The organism is Streptomyces sp. NBC_00038 (genome assembly GCF_026343635.1).
Taxonomy (GTDB): domain Bacteria; phylum Actinomycetota; class Actinomycetes; order Streptomycetales; family Streptomycetaceae; genus Streptomyces.
Genome location: NZ_JAPELQ010000001.1, coordinates 5590342 through 5609071 on the forward strand (window position 1 = coordinate 5590342; position 18730 = coordinate 5609071).

Here is an 18730-nt window from a genome sequence, read left to right on the forward strand (position 1 = left end):
CTTTGATCGCTGTATGGACGTTGAGCGAGACGGCATAGATGTCGCGGACGGCGAGATCGTCGCTGGGCGGATCATCTTAGGCATCAAGGTGCTGCGTGATCACCTTGGCTGCTCGCTACATGAAGCCCTTGATGCCTACTCGGCACGCTACGAGGTGCTGCGACAGGATCGGCCAGCCGACTTCTCTACGTCCCATGAGGAGTACTGGAAGAACTTCTACTCCTAATACGAGCCGTGCCATGTCTCGACCGATACAGCGGACCGGTCCGCCTGAGCCAGATCCGGGCTGCTGATGGATCGTGGGCGTTCATGCTGTTCCCCGCTCGATCTGGTGCGCTTGGGGTGTGTCCGATCCTGCCGGGCGTCAACAGGCGATCGCGTCCTCCCCGCTGACCCCGCTAGCCCCACAGAGACGTTCGGGCATGGGAATGGTCCTTGCTGACCGGCAGCTTCACTCCCAAGACCCCGCGTGGATTCCGAGGGCGGCCCTTACGGCGAAAGTGCTGTCGATTGGCATGTCCCAGCGGCGAGCGGCCGCCGTCAACGCATCCCTCACCTCATCAAAGGGGAGGCCCCAGTGAGTTACACACACCTCCTCCCAGATCATCCGGATTCTCATCGCCTGCTCCACCACGTGCCGGAGGTCTGTCTCGTCCTCGGGCTGATCACGCCCCATACATTCCCCCATCTGTGCGGCGACTGGGAGCGGGCTGTGCGCCGGCCACGCCGAAATCTCAGCAGCGCTCGTGTGGCTGCCATGGCATGTTGGGCGCCATGAACGAGGCGATTGACCCGCGCAACCCGGCAGGAATCCGGGTGGGGGACATCTACGAAGACTGTTCCTTCCATCCGGTGCTCTGCACGGAGATCGATGTGGATGGCGCAGTGGTGCTCAGCGGTGTTTCGCTCATCGACGGGAGCTTCCCGCGGTCGTGCGATGGCCGGTACTGCGCCCCCATCCGTATCCCAGTCGCGGACGTCATGACGATCAAGAGTGACCTGGAGGGCTATGCCCGCCGGCGCAAGACTGAGCTAAGCGCGATAGACAGGATGACGCGAGGATGAAGGTTCCCACGGCCCTGATCGGGGCCCAGGTGGAGCGCACTTCATTCGACTTCCAGGTCCGCCTGAATCTCTGCGCCCTCGACCCGGAGGAGGGCTACCGCCTTGATGCCGAACTGGTACTTGAGGCACCGTTCCTGCTCCGTGATGCGGCTGGCGAGTGGCACGAAATGGCCCCGGGGACAGGCGCAAGCCTCGCACCGGTCCTTGCGCTGTTCGGGCGGTCTGCCACTGCCGTTGACGTGCAGGGTCGTGGTGCGCTGACCATTGAGTTTGATGATGGTTCAGGACTGTGGGTCGGTCCGGATCCACAGTTCGAGTCTTGGCAGCTGACTGGGTGGGGAGTTGAACCGATCCTGGTCGGGCCTGGTGGTGAAGGGGGTTGGGAGCACTGACGACAGCTGTTTACGGGATGAGGACTTCTGATCCGTAGCTCCATCAAGATCGGGCACTTGACGGTCAGACAGATTGTCCGGAGGGGCTGATAGGTCCTGCTGCCCATGGTCGGTTGCTGTACAGCCCGGGTCCGGTGGGGACTACTCAGGACGCCGATCGTGCGCCACGCTCGTACAGCCACCCCGCGAGCTGCCTCTTACTCCCGCTGGTTCGGCTTTCGCCTCGGGCGCCCCGGGGGCACCTGTTGTCGGGACGACGCGACCCTACGGCTACCACGACTCGGACTCCAAGGCGTTTCCACGTTGACCGCTTCGTCCCGAAGCAACTTGGGTGGGGGCGCTGCCTTGGGCTGGTGTGCTTCTCACCTGTGCTGATGGTCCGCTGGCGTTCGTGGGCGTCCGCCGTTGTTCGTCGGCGTTGTCACGCAGATAGACACTCACCTGGCACGGATCCCGGCGGGGGATTGGCGCACGTCAGCTTTGTTCTCCGGGCTTGGGCATGGTGGTACCAGTGTCGTAGACCGACTGGGGTGACCTGCGACTGTGGCCCGCTACTACTGTCGTTAGTGGTCGTCACCGGTCGTCACTGAGCGACGTTGGACGCCCCGGTACGGCCACGGTTCGATCACGCGCCGCCCGACTGTCACTCGTCGAGCCGACCCCTGACCTGCCGGTTGCGGTCGTTATGCCAGTAGACCTCACCGCGGACGAAGGCCCCGAGCTCCGGAAGCTCCGTCCCCAGCGGCGTGCGCGGGATCTCCGCCAGCGCTATGGCGTCTGGCACACCATCCCGCCTTCCTAGGAGGGACGGTCAGCCAGCGGCGTGCAAGCCAGAAAGCTTCTGCATTCTTCATTCGCGGGTGGGGATGGCTGCGAGGAGGTTGGGGACGCCGCAGGCGCTGGCGAGGAGGTCTGCGTATGCGGTGAGAAGCTGGCGGGTGTCGCGCAGGGCGGTTCGGAGCTGCTCAGATTGAGGCCAGGCCAGGCCAGCTCGTGCTCGCGTCGGGAGCGGTCGACGGGCCTGCGGTGCTCCCAGTCCTCCAGAGCTGGGTGCCAGTGGGCCAGCAGTGGACGCACTCCGTAGTTGAGCATCGCCACCGCCAAGTAGCCGAAGTTGTACTGCCCGTCTCGCTTCGGTTCAGCAATGTCAGGCCCATGCTGGCGCAGGATCTCCCGCGTGGTTTCGAACAGCGAATACAGGCTGCTCAGTGCCTCCCGGAGCAGCCCTCGTCTTCCCGGAGCGGTACGACCGGCACCCGGGTGACCAGCTCCACGTACAGCTCCCATGCCGCACGCCGCTCCTCGTTGTTCGGCTCCCAGTAACCGGAGACTTCTACCCCAGGCAGCTTCAGTTTTACGTCCACACTCTTCGGACCCCGCACCGACCCCACCCTTCCGATTTCGCCTATTCCCTACCTGGCTCAGGCTATACGCGGGATCATGGCCCCTGTATGACACCTAGGGACGGAGGGCAAGGGTGACCGATCAGGCCCAGCAGTTCTTCATCAGCTACGCGGGCACCGACCGGGCCTGGGCCGAATGGGTCGGCTGGCACCTGGAGCAGGCCGGCCACCAGGTCATCCTGGACGTCTGGGATTGGCGCACCGGGGACAATCTGGTCCAGCGCATGGATGAGGCGCTCAAGCGCGCCGACGCGGTGATCGCCCTGTTCTCCACCTCTTACTTCGAGGACGAACGCTGGACCACCGAGGAGTGGACTGCCGCGGTTGCCCACCGCGACCGTCTCATCCCCCTTGCCCTAGAACCCCTCACCACCAATGACCTTCCTCGGATTCTGGCAGCCAAGCTCCGCAAGAACCTCCACGGCCTGGATGAGACCGCCGCCCAGACCGCACTGCACGAGGCCGTCAACAGCGGCAGCCGCCCCACCGCTCCCCCGCCCTTCCCTGGCACCATCCCGGTCACAGCCCCCATCCCAATGGCGGGCCAGAGCAAGCCACGCCTGCCCGGAAGTTCCGGCCAGCCCGAGGTGTGGAGCGTGCGACGGCGCAACCCCGACTTCGCCGGCCGCGAAACCGAGATCGCCCGCTTGCGTGAGAGCCTCGTCAGGGAAAGCAAGGCCGTTCCCCAGGTCCTGCACGGCATGGGCGGGGTCGGCAAATCTCAGCTCGCCCTGGAATACGCACACCGCTTCGCCGGCCAGTACGACCTGGTGTGGTGGATCGACGCCGAACAGCCCGACGAGATCCCCGTCCGCTACACCGAACTCGCCGATCGCCTGGGAATAGCCAAGCCCGACGCCGGCGCCGAAACCAATGCCCGCGCCCTGCTCTCCCACCTCGACGGCCGCGAGCGCTGGCTACTCATCCTGGACAACGCCGAAGACCCCGCCCAGATCGAGCCCTGGCTCGCCCAAGGCCCCGGCCACACGTTAATCACCTCACGCAACCCGAACTGGGCCGGCACCGCCCGCACAACCCCACTGAACGTCTTCACCCGCACCGACTCCCTCACCTATCTGCAGGGTCGAGTCGACGGCATGAACGACGATCAGGCCGACACCCTCGCGGCGGACCTCGGCGACCTCCCCCTTGCCCTCGCCCAGGCCGCCGGCGTCATCGCCCACGGCGGCATGAGCTTGGACCTCTATCAGCAACTCCTTGCCACCAACACGACCCAGATCCTGGAAAAGGGCGGCGCTCCCGGCTACCCCGCACCGGTGGCGGCCACCGTCACCATCGCCGTCAACCGCCTCACCGAGCACCACCCCGACGCGGTTGCGCTCCTCCACCTGGTTGCCCTCCTCGGCCCCGAACCCATTCGAAACACCTGGCTGGAGACCGTTCGACCCCGACTGGCTACGATCCCCGGCAACCCCGATGACCCGATGTGGCTCCATGAAGCGCTAAGCCCCCTCAGCCGTTACGGCCTAGCTCGCACCGAATCCGGAAGCTTCCAAATCCACCGCCTCACTCAAGCCGTCCTTCGTGACCAAACGTCCCCAGACCAAGCCGTGGCCATCCGCAACGACGCCGTCACCCTCCTTGCAGCCGTCAACCCCGGCGACCCCCAAAGCCCGGACTTCTGGCCTGGCTGGGCAGCTCTCACCCCCCACCTCACAGCGCAGCACCTCGCCACCACCAAGCTCCCTGAACTGCGGCCAGCACTCCTCAACGCCGCCCATTACCTGATCAGAAGCGGTCAGCCCCGCACCGCCCGCGACCTCACGGCCGTGGCTTACACCATGTGGGTCACCGATCTGGGACAGGACCACCCCGATGCCCTTACGGCGGCGCAGTTTCTCGGGCACGCCACCGCTGACCTCGGTGAGCACGCCGAAGCCCGCCGCATCATCGAGGAAACCCTCGCCCGCCGACACCGCACCCTCGGCGACGACCACCCCGACACCCTCCAATCCGCGAACGACCTCACCGTCGCCCTGCACAATCTCGGTGAGCACGCCGAAGCCCGCCGCATGGACGAGGACACCCTCGCCCGCCGACGCCGCATCCTCGGCGACGACCACCCCGACACCCTCCAATCCGCCCACAACCTCGCCATCGTCCTGCACGACCTCGGCGAATACGCCGAAGCCCGCCGCATGGACGAGGACACCCTCGCCCGCCGACGCCGCACCAACGGCGACGACCACCCCCACACCCTCCGATCCGCCCAAAGCCTCGCCATCACCCTGCACAGGCTCGGTGAGCACGCCGAAGCCCGCCGGATCATCGAAGACACGCTCACGCGCCGACGCCGCATCCTCGGCGACGACCACCCCGACACCATCCGATCCGCCCACCACCTCGCCAACGCCCTGCACGACCTCGGTGAGCACGCCGAAGCCCGCCGGATCATCGAAGACACGCTCACGCGCCGACGCCGCATCCTCGGCGACGACCACCCCGACACCATCCAATCCGCCCACCACCTCGCCAACGCCCTGCACAGCCTCGGTGAGCACGCCGAAGCCCGCCGGATCATCGAAGACACGCTCACGCGCCGACGCCGCATCCTCGGCGACGACCACCCCGACACCATCCAATCCGCCCACCACTTCGCCATCACCCTGTATAACCTGCGCCAATACGCGGCCGCTGCTCAGCTCTTTGAAGACGTGCGCAATCGCCATCGCCGCACCCTCGGCGACGACCACCCCGACACCGCAGAAGCCACCCACAACCTCGCTGAGGCACTAACCGCGCTGGGAAGGCGATTCGAAGCCCAGCAACTGCTGGTCCCCCAGAAACAGAAGAAGTCGCGCTTCCGCCGCAAGCGCCGGTAACGACCATGAGGCGGGTAACCTCCTCCACCGCCCTACAGCTACCGGTGCCGGCCGATCCCCCGCCGGAGGCACTGCTCTAACCGTGGCCGTATGCCGCGGTGGTCGACTCATGGACTCCGAACCTATCCACTAGTGGGCGCGCGTCGGCGCAGCGCGGGCGGAGCGGGCCGGAGGCAGGAGCGGCGCCCGCAGTGCAGCCGGGCTTGAACCAGAGAAAGTTATAACTCAGTCGGACGTGTGGGGCTTGAAGTCGTCTACGCAGGCTTGGAGTTCAATGCCTCGGCGATGTGCGAGCGGCAGGAAGATCGCCGGTCGGATTGTCCATGTGATGCGGGTGGTGCCGTGGGTGACCGCGACCGTGCAAGGCTCAGTGGCTGCTGTCGAAGCCGACATCGCCGAGCTGACGCAGGCCGCGAAGGGCAAGAAGATCACCGTCTCGACTCTGCTTCAGCTCCTGCCGGAGCTTGAGCGGAGCCGCGATGAGCTGAAGTTGGAGCGAGCGCGTTTCAACAAAGAACGGCAGCAGGCCGAGTCCCTGAACGCCGACATCGGCGAGGACTTCCGGTCGCTCCCCATCGAGCGGCAACAAGCACTGATCTTGCATAGTTTGTCAGCCGTACTCATCCATCCCGCCGGACGCGGGAGACGCAAGTTCGATCCCACTCTCGTCGAACCGGTGTGGCGCTGACCCGCGGCAAACTTCGGCGGGTGATGGCGTAGCAGAGCGGTGTCTCAGTTTTCTGAGGCACCGCTGTTGCGTTCCGCGCGGTCGCTGCGGTGCGGTGGCCCCAGCCAGGTTTCGAGTGCCTCCCCGCCTACTGGCTCCGTCCCGTAGGAATAGCGGGCACACCTGCGGCTCCGGTCATCGAGAGGGGGGTGATGAGGCCCGCCACTACAGCCTGGACGATGACGTCGTTGGCTGCTCGCTCGCTTCCCATGCCGGCAACGTAAAGCCGGGTGGGAACTATCAGGAGGAAGGCCCACCAAGGTGATTGCATCCAACTGAGTGCAGCCGTCAGACCCAGGAGGGCGTAGGCGACGTTCTTGCGGAACTCTGCCTCACCCACTGCTCGGTCGTACTCGTTGAACAAGTCGTAGTTGGCGATCAGTAGTTTGGTGCGCAGCTGGCGTGTCTCACCAAGGATGTCTCGTACTGCCAAGTTCACCACGAGGCGTCGGCCCTCCTCGCGCTCCGACCTCCCCGCCGCGGGGACCTCCGGTTCTGGTGCGGGCACCCGCTCGTGGTCCTGCAGGAAGCTGACCAGGTCGTCGTACGCAAGCTGTGACACGCGAGGCGTGAGGTCCGTCCTAGTGCCCCAGAACTTCGCGGCCTTCGGTGCTTCCCTCGCGTTCACGGTGACTACTCGGACGGCGAGCATGGCTCCGATGAGATAGGCAAGGAAGGCGACGGACGCGAGCACGCCGGCGGGACCTATCAAGCCACCAAGGCGATACAGGGAAGCCCAGACACCGTGAGCCTGCTGCGGCGTCGGAACACGGTCCTCCAGGATCATCCAGAGTGTCAGGAACCAGATGCATCCCGTCGAGAGCGGCGCTCGGACATCACGAAGGCCCGGCAGCACATTCGCCAGCAAGTTCTCCCCCTGATCCAAGGTGCCGACCCGATGGACAGCAAGCCTTTGGAGCTTTCCGCCTAGCTGAGACGTGAACCCGTCTGATTATCACGATCGGCTGCTGGCGTAGAGGGCTCTTTGGCGGATGCGCTGGTGGACCGCAGATCCTTGACCTGCGGAGACCACGTCTCGAACGTCCCTCATAGGGTCAACGACCCTGGAGTGTCGAACCGCCCGTCGTGAAGAGGGTCGGCCAGGTTCTCGACGCCTGACCCCCACCCACGTACACACCGTGAAGGCCCCCGGCAGCGCACAGACGCCGGGGGCCTTCACGTACGTAAGAGATGTACTGGACGTACTAGAACGTACCCAGCTTGATGATCGACAGAATCGCGATCAGCTGGATCGCCGACGCGCCCAGTGCCTTCGGCCACGGAAGGTCGTGGGACTTGCTGACCATGAGGGTCAGCAGGGCGCCGGCGGCTACCCAGGTCGCCCAGCCGAGGAGCTGGACGAAGGACGCGTCGCCGCCGAAGAACATGGCGACGACCAGGCGCGGGGTGTCCGTGAGGGACATGATCAGCATGGAGAGGCCGACCGTGGGCTGCCAGGCGCCGTCGCCGCCGAGCTGGCGGGCCAGGGTGTGGGTGACCACGCCGAGGATGAAGGTGCTGAGCACGATCGCGACGGCCGTCGTCAGGACGATCGGGATCGCGTTCGAGAGGGTGGCGTTTATCGCGTCCTCGCGGGCTCCGTCGAAGCCGAAGACGGCGATCAGGCCGTAGAGGAACGTCACGATCAGGGCCGGGGCCCACATCGCGTAGTCGCGCATCTGGAGGAAGGTCTGGTTGGGGCGGGTGATGATGCCCTTCAGCAGGTCCTTCCAGTGCAGGCGGGGGCCCACCGGCGGGGCCGCGGCCTGACCGGCGCGGTATGTCCCGCCCTGGTTGTACGGGTCCTCGCCGACCGAGAACGCCTGGGTGTGCCCGGGCTGGTTCGCCGCGTACGGGTCCGGGCCCTGCTGCGGGTGCCCGTCACCGAAGTACTCCGGCTCGTCGTAGCCGCCACCACCGCCGGGCCCGGCCTGGGGCCAGCCGCCCTGCTGCCCGCCGTACGGCTGCTGTCCGCCGCCGTACTGCTGCTGCGGCGCGGGTGGGTAGCCGTACGGCGGCCGGCCTCCTGGAGGAGGCTGCGGGGCCTGCTGCCCGTACGACGGTTGCTGCTGTTGCGGTCGCCCTTGCGGGGCGCGGTTGTCCCGGCCGCGTCCGATCCTGAATCCAGCCACGTTATCGAACGTACCTGGTCCCGGAGAGTGACGTGCGGGAGCCGGGGCGCGGACCGGGCTTTGGGGCCTATCTGTGACATCACCTAGGGGGATTCACAGGCGCCCCCTACGGGGAGTGCGCGGGACCCCTCGTAGGGGCCGGTGTCAGGAGTCCATCCCCAGGAACTCCGAGGTGGAGAAGGTGACCGTCGGCTTCTTCGCCACCAAGCCCTCCTTCGTCCCCGGGTACAGCGCGACCGTGTCCTTCGTCTCTCCCGGGTACGTCCGGACCACCAGGTCCGCCCGTCCGTCTCCGGTGAAGTCGGCGACGGTGAGGACGCGGGTGGTGCCCTGGGCGGGTGGCTGCACGGTCACCATGCCCGCCGTGGAGAGACCGGTCGTACGGCCTGGGAGTATCCGCAGCTGGGAACCGCTGGAGACGAGTTCGCTCAGGCCGTCTCCGTCGAAGTCGCCGGAGTCGAGCACCGAGCCCGCGGTGGTGATGCTGCCGCGTGCGGTGCCGGGGAGGTCGTAGCGCAGGGACGTTCCGCCCATGGCGCCGACCGCCGCGTCCAGGGCCTTGCCCTTGCCGAAGTCGCCGAGGGCGACGTCGATGCCGGTGGGCAGGGCGGCGCCCGTGCGGGTGGGGCCGGCCGGGCCGCCGAGGACGATCGCGGAGGCGGCGGCGGATTCCGCCGTACGGATGAGGAGGTCGTCGTAGCCGTCGTCGTTCACGTCGGCCGCGGGACCCGTGGGCACGTTGCCCGGGGAGGCGAGGGGACCGCCCGCCGCCCGCGGGGCGCCCTTGCGGGTGAACGGGCCGCGCAGATAGCTGAGTTGGCCGTTCGAGGCGTGTACGACGAGGTCCGTCGCGCCGTCTCCGTCGAAGTCGCCGGGGACCGGCTGGTCCGGCCACTCGTTGCCGAAACGTGCCTGCGCGGGGATGGTCAGCTTGACCGCCTTGCCGGTCAGGCCCGAGGGGGAGCCGAAGAGGATCTGGAGGGGTACGGGGGGCATGCCCTGTCCGTCGTACGGCGGGTCCGTGGAGACGACGAGGTCGGTGAAGCCGTCCCCGTCCAGGTCGGCGCTCGCCTCCGCCTCGAAGAGCGCGGGGAGTTGGCCGTCGGTGGGGGCCGCCTGGCGGGCGGGGCTGAGGAGTTGGCGCGCGCCGGGGGTGAGGCCGCGGAGCGATCCGTACACGATGCCGATGCCCGCGTCGTCGCCGTGGGTGCCGTCGGGGCCCTTGACGAGGTCGTTCAGTACGAGATCGGGGCGGCCGTCGCCGTTGAAGTCGTCCGGTGTCTCGCTGCCCTTGCCGCGCGGGACCGGGAGCTGGGCGGGGGCCTTGGCGACGGCGATGGGGTCGTGTGTGGAGGCGGCCTTGGTTTCGTCCGTGCCGGTCCCGGCGCATCCCGCCAGTCCAGCGAGCAGCAGGACGCATCCGAGCCCGGCCGCCGCCGTACGTATCCCGCTCCCGTTTATTCGCACACGCACCATCCATCTCGACCACACCGTCGACAACAACCTGCACATGATGGCTTTGTTGCGGCGGGGAGTTAAGGGGCGTGGCATGCGCGGTGGGTCACTTGGGGTTTATGGGGGGACTTGGGTTTCGAAAGGGCTGGGATTCACCACGGGATCCGGCCGTCGGTGTCGAAGTAACCCCCGGTGGGGCCGTCCTGGCCGACCTGGGCCATGCGGACGATGATCTCGGCGCCCTCCTCGACGGTCTGCGTGCCGGTGCGGCCGTTCAGGTCGGTCGCGGTGTAGCCGGGTTCGACGCAGTTGATCCGCATCTCCGGGAAGGCCTTCGCGTACTGGACGGTGATCAGGTTGACCGCGGTCTTCGAGGCCGGGTAGGCGACGCCCGGGTAGGCGTACGCCGGCGTGTCCGGGGCGGTGACGCGGGCCATAGAGGCCAGGCCGCTGCTCACGTTCACCACGACCGGGGCGGCGGACCGGCGCAGCAGCGGCAGGAAGGCGTGGGTGACGCGCACGACGCCGAAGACGTTCGTCTCGAACGTCGACCGCATCAGGTCGGCGGTCACGTCGGCGGCGCCGATCACGGCGTTGTCGCCCGCCCGCTCTTCGATGCCCGCGTTGTTGATCAGTACGTCCAGTACTCCGTCGGCCTCGACGGTCTTCACCGCGGCCGCCACGGAGGCGTCGTCGGTGACGTCGAGCCGGACCGCCCGCGCGCCCAGTCGCTCGGCGGCCCGGCGCCCGCGTTCGGCGTCCCGGCTTCCGACGTAGACGGTGTGGCCCGCGGCGATGAGACGGCGGGCGGTCTCGAAGCCGAGACCCTTGTTCGCTCCGGTGATCAGTGTCGTTGTCGTTGTCGTTGTCATTGTCATGAATCCACGGTGCGACGGGGCCGGGAGGTCAGCCAGGCGTCCCGTCTTCCTGGGACTGGCAGTACCAGGACGATCCCGGCGGGGCGGTGCACAGTGGATCCATGGCGACCACGGAGTTCGGGCATGCGGTACGGCGCTGGCGCGACCGGGTCTCCCCGGAGGCGGCCGGGCTGCCCGCCGGCGGCCATCGGCGCGCGGCCGGGCTGCGCCGCGAGGAGGTGGCGATGCTGGCCGGGATCTCCGTCGACTACGTCACCCGTCTCGAACAGGGCCGGGCGGCCAATCCGTCGGAGCAGGTCGTCGAGGCGCTGGGCCGGGCGCTGCGGCTGTCCGGGGCGGAGCGCGCGCATCTGTTCCATGTCGCCGGGCTCGTACCGCCGGGGCAGGGCACCGTGCCCGCGTTCATCACGCCCAGTGTTCAGCGGTTGCTGGACAGGCTGACGGGGACGCCGGTCGCGGTCAGTGACGCGGCGTGGACGCTGCTGCTGGCCAACCCGCTGTACGTGGCGTTGATGGGTGAGCGGCACGGCAACGAACGCAACGCGGTGTGGCGCAACTTCCTCGGCTCGGGCAACAGCCGCGTCCGCCACACACCCGAGGGGCTGCGCACGCTGGAGGCCGTGCAGGTCGCCGAGCTGCGGGCGACGGCGAACCGTTATCCGGCGGACCAGCGGCTGCGGAGGCTGATCGCGGAACTGCGCGCGAACAGTGCCCGGTTCGCCGAGCTGTGGGAATCGGGTGCCGTGGGCCGGCCCGAGGCCTCGCGCAAGACCATCGATCACCCGCAGGTGGGTCCTCTGACGCTGGACTGCGACGTGCTGAGCGTCGCGGGCAGCGATCTGCGGATCATGATCTACACGGCTGAGCCCGGTACGCAGGACGTCGAACGGATGGCGCTTCTGGGGGTGTTGGGTACGCAGGAACTCAGTACGCCATGACGTACGTCCTGGTGCCATGGCGTACGTCCTCGTGCCGTGGCGTACGTCGTGGCGCATGGCTACGTCCTGACGCCCCGGCCTCATGGCCTCATGAGAAACGCCGTAGGGACCGAGTCTCCTCAGCCCCTACGGCGTTCGCGGGCGTACTACCAACGTACTCCCCGGGTCACTTCACCGGTTCCGGCTCCGGCGTGCTCTCCGCCTCCGCCGTGCCCGCCGGGTCGACCGGCGTCCTGACGGAGTCGAGGAGCAGCTGAGCCACATCCACGACCTGGATGGACTCCTTGGCCTGGCCGTCGTTCTTCTTGCCGTTGACCGAGTCGGTCAGCATGACGAGACAGAACGGGCAGGCGGTGGAGACGATGTCGGGGTTGAGGGAGAGGGCCTCGTCGACGCGCTCGTTGTTGATGCGCTTGCCGATGCGCTCCTCCATCCACATGCGCGCGCCACCGGCGCCGCAGCAGAAGCCGCGCTCCTTGTGGCGGTGCATTTCCTGCTGGCGCAGGCCCGGGACGGCGGACATGATCTCGCGCGGCGGCGTGTAGATCTTGTTGTGGCGGCCGAGGTAGCACGGGTCGTGGTAGGTGATCAGGCCTTCCACCGGGGTCACCGGGATCAGCTTGCCCTCGTCGATGAGGTGCTGGAGCAGCTGGGTGTGGTGGATGACCTCGTAGTCGCCGCCGAGCTGCGGGTACTCGTTGCCGAGCGTGTTCAGGCAGTGCGGGCAGGTGGCGACGATCTTCTTCGCGGACTTCGGCTTCTTGGTCGACTCGTCCTCGTCGTCCTCGCCGAACGCCATGTTCAGCGCGGCGACGTTCTCCATCCCGAGCTCCTGGAACAGGGGCTCGTTGCCGAGGCGGCGGGCGGAGTCACCGGTGCACTTCTCGTCGCCGCCCATGATCGCGAACTTGACGCCCGCCATGTGGAGGAGCTCCGCGAAGGCCTTCGTGGTCTTCTTGGCGCGGTCCTCGAGCGCACCCGCGCAGCCGACCCAGTACAGGTACTCGACCTCGCTGAGGTCCTCGATGTCCCTGCCGACGACCGGGATCTCGAAGTCGACTTCCTTCGTCCACTCCAGGCGCTGCTTCTTGGCCAGGCCCCAGGGGTTGCCCTTCTTCTCCAGGTTCTTGAGCATCGTGCCGGCCTCGGACGGGAAGGCGGACTCGATCATCACCTGGTAGCGGCGCATGTCGACGATGTGGTCGATGTGCTCGATGTCGACCGGGCACTGCTCGACACAGGCGCCGCAGGTGGTGCAGGACCACAGGACGTCCGGGTCGATGACGCCGTTCTCTTCGAAGGTGCCGATCAGCGGGCGCTCGGCCTCCGCGAGGGCGGCCGCGGGCACGTCGGCGAGCTGCTCCTTGGTGGCCTTCTCGTTGCCCTCGGCGTCCTTGCCGCCGCCGGCCAGGAGGTAGGGCGCCTTGGCGTGCGCGTGGTCCCGCAGCGACATGATCAGCAGCTTGGGGGAGAGCGGCTTGCCGGTGTTCCAGGCGGGGCACTGCGACTGGCAACGCCCGCACTCGGTGCAGGTGGAGAAGTCGAGGATGCCCTTCCAGGAGAACTGCTCGACCTGGCTGACACCGAAGACGTCGTCCTCGCCGGGGTCGGTGAAGTCGATGTCCTTGCCGCCGGAGGTCATCGGCAGCAGTGCGCCGAGCGCGGTGGCGCCCTTGGCGTTGCGCTTGAACCAGATGTTCGGGAAGGCGAGGAAGCGGTGCCAGGCGACACCCATGTCCGTCTTGAGCGCGACCGTGATCATCCAGATGAAGGAGGTCCCGATCTTGATCATCGCGGTGAGGTAGATCAGGTTCTGGAGCGTGCCGACGTCCGTGCCCCTGAAGGTCGCGACGATCGGGTACGAGGCGAAGTACGCGGCCTCGTAGTGGTGCACGCCGACGAGGGCGCCCTCCATGCCGCGCAGGGTCATGATCGCGAGGCCGATGATGAGGATGATGGACTCGACGAAGTAGGCCTGGCCGGTGTTGGACCCGGCGAACCGCGACTTCCGGCCCGCGCGGCCGGGGCGGGACAGCTGGCGGATCACGATGAGCGTGAGGATGCCGAGGACCGTCATCAGACCGATGAACTCGACGAAGACCTCGTACGGCAGCCAGTGCCCGACGATCGGCAGCACCCAGTCGGCCTGGAAGAGCTGCCCGAAGGCGTTCACCAGGGTCGCGATCAGCGAGAAGAAGCCGATGGCGACGAACCAGTGGGCCACACCGACGATGCCCCAGCGGTTCATCCGGGTGTGGCCGAGGAACTCCCTGACCACCGTGACGGTGCGCGCGGTCCAGTCGTCGGTGCGGGTTCCCGCGGGGACGTCCTGACCGAGCCGTACGAACCGGTAGATCTGCGCGATGGCTCTGCTGAACAGCGCCACGCCGACCACGGCGAGTACCAGCGACACAATGATCGCGGCGAGTTGCATTGGGGGCTCCTCGGGCCTGCGAGGTGATTCTGTATGAGCGGTTACGGAGATTACTAAGCGGTAACTTACCCAGTTCGCCTGAGACTACCTACTTATCCCGCCGCACTGTAGCCAGGCATGCCGTGATCTGCGTCGCTGAGGGTTGCCTGAGTGATCCGCGTCGCTCTTCGGGCGGGTCAGATCAGAGGCATGAGGACGTATTCGCGGACGGGGTGGGTTGCGGTGTCCTCGCGGTCCGCCAGAACGAACATGCGCATCGTGACGGTGAGAAACGCAGCGATGGCCAAGGCGGTCACGATGATCGCCGCCGGCGTGCCCCAGGTCTGCGTCAGCGCTGCGTAGAAGTAGACGAGGATGGCGGGTATCCAGCCGGCCATGGCATACCACCAGTGCTTGAACGGATGCCCTCCCCGTACCGGGTACAGGGCCAGAACCAACCAGCCCACCACGATCTGGGCGACGGCCACCGCGCCCAGCCAGGCGGGGCCCCAGGGGTGGGCGCCCGTAGAGGCTTGCAGGGCTCCCCACGCTGCGATAGCCGACCCGGCCAGAGACATCAGCAGCGTGAACCAGAGGTGCCAGTGTCTACCGAAGGCGTAGTCCGAGGTGCTGGTCCGGGCGCCCGGCGGCAGTGCGTCCCAACTCTGCGGACTGGCGAAATCGGTCTGTCGCAGAAGCGCCACTGCGACCCGGAGTTGGAGCCAGTCGGGAAGCATCCTCACCAGGGTCAGCCGGTGCGGAGAGAGGCCCGCCGAGACAAGTGCGGCATCGGACTGCTGGACTACGAACGAGCTGAAGGAGTCAAGATCGCACTGCAGGTAGTAAGAGAGGTTCTGCCTGGAGAGATGGACAGGCTCATCGCCCACACGATTCCTCGTGAGCAAGGCTGACGGCCCGCGACGCTCGATCCAGTCAGCCAACTCGTCGGGGACGTGCACCGCGCTATTCAAGCGCTCGTGTCCCTCCGGAGCGAGGTGGCCGACCACGGCCAGCGCGGCGATGATGCGCCGGTCGGGAGTGGGCAGGTTGTCGCGTCCGCCGGGCTCGACCGGCAGTGACTCGTTGATGATCCAGGCGATCCGGCCGGCGACCTTGATCAGCATGTCGTCGGATCCCTGGGCGAACGGTCGCCACACCCAGCCCAGGTAGCTGTAGTTCTCCGGCACCGGAACGGTGCGCAGGTCGGCCTCGATCTCCGGCACCGTGAGCAGCTCGCCGAGGTGAAAGGCGCAGAGAAGCTCTGTCTCCGGGTTCCGGTGCCATAGCAGCCCCGCCAGGGCCCGCGCGGCCTTGGGTGTACGAATGGACCACAGCACGTGGACCGCGTTGGGATATGCCTCCGCCGCGGCGCGGAAGGCGGGCACCGCCAGGTCTCCCATTGACGCCAGCGCCCGCCAGGCCGAGTTTTCCGGGTGTGCCCTCGACGCCAGCACTTCGGCGGCCTTCGGCAGGTTGGTGGCAGCCAGGGCACGAGCAGCCGGAGCGCGGGCCGCCGCGTACCTGCGCGCGCTGGTCGTGGTGGCTCTGCCGACAGTGTCCTTCAGGAACTCGAACAGCCGCAGCCCCCGCTGCCGCCGGTCCCCCGCCACCAGCCCGAAAGCTGAGATCACCTGCTCGTCGGCCTCTCCCGCGCGGAGTCGTGCCTTGAAGTGCTCCAACACCTCCTCCGCCAGTCCGTCATCAACAGCGTGTGCATCCGCCAGGCACTGGAACGCCAGCACCGGATCCCGTTCGTAAACCGCCCGCACCACCTCCGTGCAGTCCCGAGGCTCCACACCGCACCACAGCCGCACAGCCTCACGCCACGCCACCGGATCCGCCTCGTACCGCCGCAGCAGCCCGGCAGGGTTCGCGGCAAGCACGGCTGCCGCCAGATACTCCTGCAAGGTCAGATGCGCGAACTGATACCGCTCCCCGTTGTCCACGGCGAGCAGCAGACCGCTCCGATCCACGATCTCCTTGACCACGTTCTCGGCGAGAGCCGGATCCCGGCCCTGCTGTTCCAGGACCGTCCGGGCCGTCTTCAGGACCTCGGCCTCCGGGAGGGCCAGCCGGTCGTGGGTGCCCGACGGGATGTCCTGGGCGGCGAGGGCGAGTTGCTGGAGGACCGACTTCTTCAGGGGGAGCGCGAACGACGACTGACGGCGGTCGGCGAGCAGGCTGCCGATGACCTGCTTGTAGAAGTCGGCGCGGGTGTGCGGGAGGACCTGGTCCGTGCCCGCGTACACGAAGTCGTAGAGGTACGCGATCATCGTCAGGAGCAGCGGATTGCGGGCCAGCGACATGATCTGCGGGGTGTCCCGGAGGGCGCCCAGGACCTGGTCCACCGTGTCCGTGGCTGTGCCCGCGCGCCACGGCCAGCCGTTCAGGAACCGCCGGATCAGGTGCTCGTCGAAGTGCCGCACCCGGAGTGTTTGGTCGAACTCCGCGAACTGGCCCTCGTACACCGCGACCCGGCAGGTCACCACGATCCGGCAGTCCGCGTAGGTGTCCGCGAACTCCTTGATCAGTTCTACTACCTTGCCGCGCAGGTCCATGGCGACCTCGTCCAGACCGTCGAAGTAGAGGGCCAGGTCGCCCCGGTCCAGAGCCCCGGCCACCCAGGTGTTCGCGCGCGGGAAGCCATGGCGGGCGAAGTGCCGGACGACGTGCTGCTCCAGGCTCAGCTCGGGGTCCGTGTTGAGGCGGTGCAGTTCAAGGAGCACGGGGATGTCTGTGACGTCTCCGAGCTCGACCCGCGAGCTGTCGTCCTGCACCCGCTCTTGCGCCCACATCAGCGACTCGTGCCGCAGCAGGAGGGTCTTGCCTGCGCCCGGCACCCCGAGCACGACGCTGCGCCGGGCCCGCCGCAGCGTCGTGGACAGTGCAGCGAGGGCCTCGCCGCCTGTGGTCCCGGCGCCGTACAGCGGCACGTACACCGACTCCATCGGCAGCTTCAGTGCCTCGTCGGCCTGGAAGGAGACGGGGAACTCCTTGTGGCGGCGGTAGAGCTCGCGCGTGTACTTGGCGAGGGCGGCACGACGCAGCAGTCGGCTCCCGGCGAAGCGGCCGTACAGGAAATCGAGGAGCAGCTTGACCTTGGAGACCAGCCAGTCCTTCGAGGCGAGCGCGAGGAGTCCAAGCAGAAACCCCCCGAGCCCGATTGGCCAGCTCCGCAAGACGTCCTGCACCGAGCCCCCCTCCCGGATTCCGAGCCTCTCAGGTTTCCACAATGGGGGTGCAGGGGTCGCCGGTTCACGAGGACGCGTCGCCTTGACCGGCGAGGTGCGGTAAACCCAATCGTGTTATTCGCGCAATATTGTGACATTTAAGTCTAAATTGGCGAGGTGTTGTACGGAATCGTCGCCTCCACCGCCGCCCTGCTCCTCACCGCCGCGCTCGCCGCCCTGCTGCGGATGTTCGCCCTGCGCTTCGGGGTGGTCGAGCGGCGGCGGTTGCGGGTGGTTCCGTTGCTGGGTGGGGTGGCGGTGGTCGGGGGGACGGCGCTCGTGGCCGGTGCGGGGGAGTGGATGGAGGTCGCTCCGCTGGGGGTCGACGCCGGGCGGCTGCTGGTGGCGGGGGCCGGGGTCGCGCTGCTCGGCCTTGTCGCCGATCTGCGGGCCGTGCCGCTCGTGGTTCAGGTGGGCGGTGTGGGTGTCGCCGCCGCGCTGACCGTGCCGTACGGCGAACTCGGGGTGCTGGGTGGGGTGTTGGGTGTCGCCTGGATCGTCTTCGTCACGTTCGCCTTCGTCTCGCTCGATCATGCCGACGGGGTGATGGGGACCGTCGGGGTCGTCACCGCCTTCGCGTTGAGCGGGTGTGCGGCGGCCGAGGTCATGGACGGGATGGCGGCGCTGCTGAGTGTGCTGGCGGCGGCGCTCACCGGGTTCCTGATGCAGGGGCGGCCTCCGGCGCGGATCGTGCCGGGGCGGTGTGGGGCGCTGTTCGCCGGGTTCGTACTGGCCGGGGCGGCGGTGGTCGTCCATGGGGGGCGGGAGACGGGGTCCGGGGTCGCGGCGTTGTTCTCGCTGACGGCTGTGGGGCTCGCGGATCTGGCCCTTGCCGCTCGGCGGCCGGGCGGGCACCTCGCTCACCGGCTTCGGCGGGGCGGGCTGACTTCGCGGGGGGTGATGGTGGTGATCGGGGCGGCGGCTTTCGGCGGGGCGCTCGTCGGTTTGCTCATCGACCTGGAGTGGGTGGATCCGAGCGCTGCGTGGTGGGTGGCGGGGGTTGTCGCCGTGGTGGTGCTCGTGGGGGGTGTGGGGCCTGGTTCTCGCCCCCTCCGCCCCTACCCATTCCCGTCACCTGGGGGCTCCGCCCCCAGACCCCCGGTCGCCCGAAGGGCTCGTCCTCAAACGCCGGACGGGCTGAAAATCCATCCACCCGACGGGCTTAAGATGCCCAGGTCAGACGCAAGGTGCGCGTAAGAAACAGATAAGAGTTGAGCCCCCTCGACTCAGCTCTGTTGACCACGCGGCGAGCGT

At 67.7% G+C, this 18730-nt stretch carries 15 protein-coding genes; 7 read left to right on the forward strand and 8 right to left on the reverse strand.

Annotated features, from left to right (window positions below):
* Positions 1 to 13 precede the first annotated feature (13 nt).
* The 3 genes from OG219_RS25315 (at position 14) to OG219_RS25325 (ending at position 1457) form a co-directional block, all read left to right on the forward strand.
* Positions 14 to 226: a hypothetical protein gene (locus OG219_RS25315; RefSeq protein WP_266830129.1), complete on the forward strand. Its 213-nt coding sequence runs from the start codon at positions 14 to 16 to the stop codon at positions 224 to 226.
* Between the two features lie 548 nt (positions 227 to 774).
* Positions 775 to 1065, forward strand: a complete 291-nt coding sequence (locus OG219_RS25320; RefSeq protein ID WP_266830131.1) for a hypothetical protein — start codon at positions 775 to 777, stop codon at positions 1063 to 1065.
* Complete coding sequence (locus tag OG219_RS25325) at positions 1062 to 1457, forward strand: DUF6188 family protein (RefSeq protein WP_266830133.1); 396 nt, start codon at positions 1062 to 1064, stop codon at positions 1455 to 1457. The genes OG219_RS25320 and OG219_RS25325 overlap by 4 nt, the downstream gene beginning before the upstream one ends.
* A gap of 643 nt (positions 1458 to 2100) precedes the next feature.
* Here OG219_RS25325 and OG219_RS25330 read toward each other — a convergent pair.
* Together OG219_RS25330 and OG219_RS25335 are read right to left on the reverse strand one after the other, a co-directional pair.
* The gene (locus OG219_RS25330; protein ID WP_266830134.1) at positions 2101 to 2241 is read right to left on the reverse strand and encodes a hypothetical protein; all 141 of its coding nucleotides are present in this window, start codon (positions 2239 to 2241) and stop codon (positions 2101 to 2103) included.
* Positions 2242 to 2662: 421 nt separating this feature from the next.
* Positions 2663 to 2821 (reverse strand): hypothetical protein, encoded by a 159-nt coding sequence (locus OG219_RS25335; RefSeq protein ID WP_266830136.1) that lies wholly within the window; start codon positions 2819 to 2821, stop codon positions 2663 to 2665.
* A 113-nt stretch (positions 2822 to 2934) separates the two neighbouring features.
* Between OG219_RS25335 and fxsT the strand changes: the two genes are divergently transcribed.
* Together fxsT and OG219_RS25345 are read left to right on the forward strand one after the other, a co-directional pair.
* Positions 2935 to 5703: an FxSxx-COOH system tetratricopeptide repeat protein gene (fxsT, locus tag OG219_RS25340; RefSeq protein ID WP_266830138.1), complete on the forward strand. Its 2769-nt coding sequence runs from the start codon at positions 2935 to 2937 to the stop codon at positions 5701 to 5703.
* A 346-nt stretch (positions 5704 to 6049) separates the two neighbouring features.
* A complete protein-coding gene (locus OG219_RS25345) occupies positions 6050 to 6391 on the forward strand; it encodes a hypothetical protein (protein ID WP_266836434.1) in 342 nt (113 codons plus the stop codon).
* A 127-nt stretch (positions 6392 to 6518) separates the two neighbouring features.
* On the opposite strand, the gene OG219_RS25350 is transcribed toward OG219_RS25345, so the two are convergent.
* The 4 genes from OG219_RS25350 to OG219_RS25365 all read right to left on the reverse strand — a co-directional run bounded on the left by OG219_RS25350 (position 6519) and on the right by OG219_RS25365 (position 10889).
* Complete coding sequence (locus OG219_RS25350) at positions 6519 to 7217, reverse strand: hypothetical protein (protein ID WP_266830140.1); 699 nt, start codon at positions 7215 to 7217, stop codon at positions 6519 to 6521.
* Between the two features lie 418 nt (positions 7218 to 7635).
* The gene (locus tag OG219_RS25355; protein WP_266830142.1) at positions 7636 to 8562 is read right to left on the reverse strand and encodes a Yip1 family protein; all 927 of its coding nucleotides are present in this window, start codon (positions 8560 to 8562) and stop codon (positions 7636 to 7638) included.
* A 144-nt stretch (positions 8563 to 8706) separates the two neighbouring features.
* Positions 8707 to 9975: a VCBS repeat-containing protein gene (locus OG219_RS25360; RefSeq protein ID WP_266836226.1), complete on the reverse strand. Its 1269-nt coding sequence runs from the start codon at positions 9973 to 9975 to the stop codon at positions 8707 to 8709.
* Positions 9976 to 10169: 194 nt separating this feature from the next.
* A complete protein-coding gene (locus tag OG219_RS25365) occupies positions 10170 to 10889 on the reverse strand; it encodes an SDR family NAD(P)-dependent oxidoreductase (RefSeq protein WP_266836227.1) in 720 nt (239 codons plus the stop codon).
* A 107-nt stretch (positions 10890 to 10996) separates the two neighbouring features.
* Here OG219_RS25365 and OG219_RS25370 point away from each other — a divergent pair, with 107 nt between their 5' ends.
* A complete protein-coding gene (locus OG219_RS25370) occupies positions 10997 to 11833 on the forward strand; it encodes a helix-turn-helix transcriptional regulator (RefSeq protein ID WP_266830144.1) in 837 nt (278 codons plus the stop codon).
* A 166-nt stretch (positions 11834 to 11999) separates the two neighbouring features.
* Here OG219_RS25370 and OG219_RS25375 read toward each other — a convergent pair whose 3' ends face one another.
* Both OG219_RS25375 and OG219_RS25380 read right to left on the reverse strand, forming a co-directional pair.
* A complete protein-coding gene (locus OG219_RS25375) occupies positions 12000 to 14267 on the reverse strand; it encodes a (Fe-S)-binding protein (protein ID WP_266830146.1) in 2268 nt (755 codons plus the stop codon).
* A gap of 176 nt (positions 14268 to 14443) precedes the next feature.
* Positions 14444 to 17437 (reverse strand): NACHT domain-containing NTPase, encoded by a 2994-nt coding sequence (locus tag OG219_RS25380; RefSeq protein WP_266830148.1) that lies wholly within the window; start codon positions 17435 to 17437, stop codon positions 14444 to 14446.
* Between the two features lie 156 nt (positions 17438 to 17593).
* Between OG219_RS25380 and OG219_RS25385 the strand changes: the two genes are divergently transcribed.
* Positions 17594 to 18673 (forward strand): undecaprenyl/decaprenyl-phosphate alpha-N-acetylglucosaminyl 1-phosphate transferase, encoded by a 1080-nt coding sequence (locus OG219_RS25385; protein ID WP_266830150.1) that lies wholly within the window; start codon positions 17594 to 17596, stop codon positions 18671 to 18673.
* The last annotated feature ends 57 nt before the right edge of the window (positions 18674 to 18730 follow it).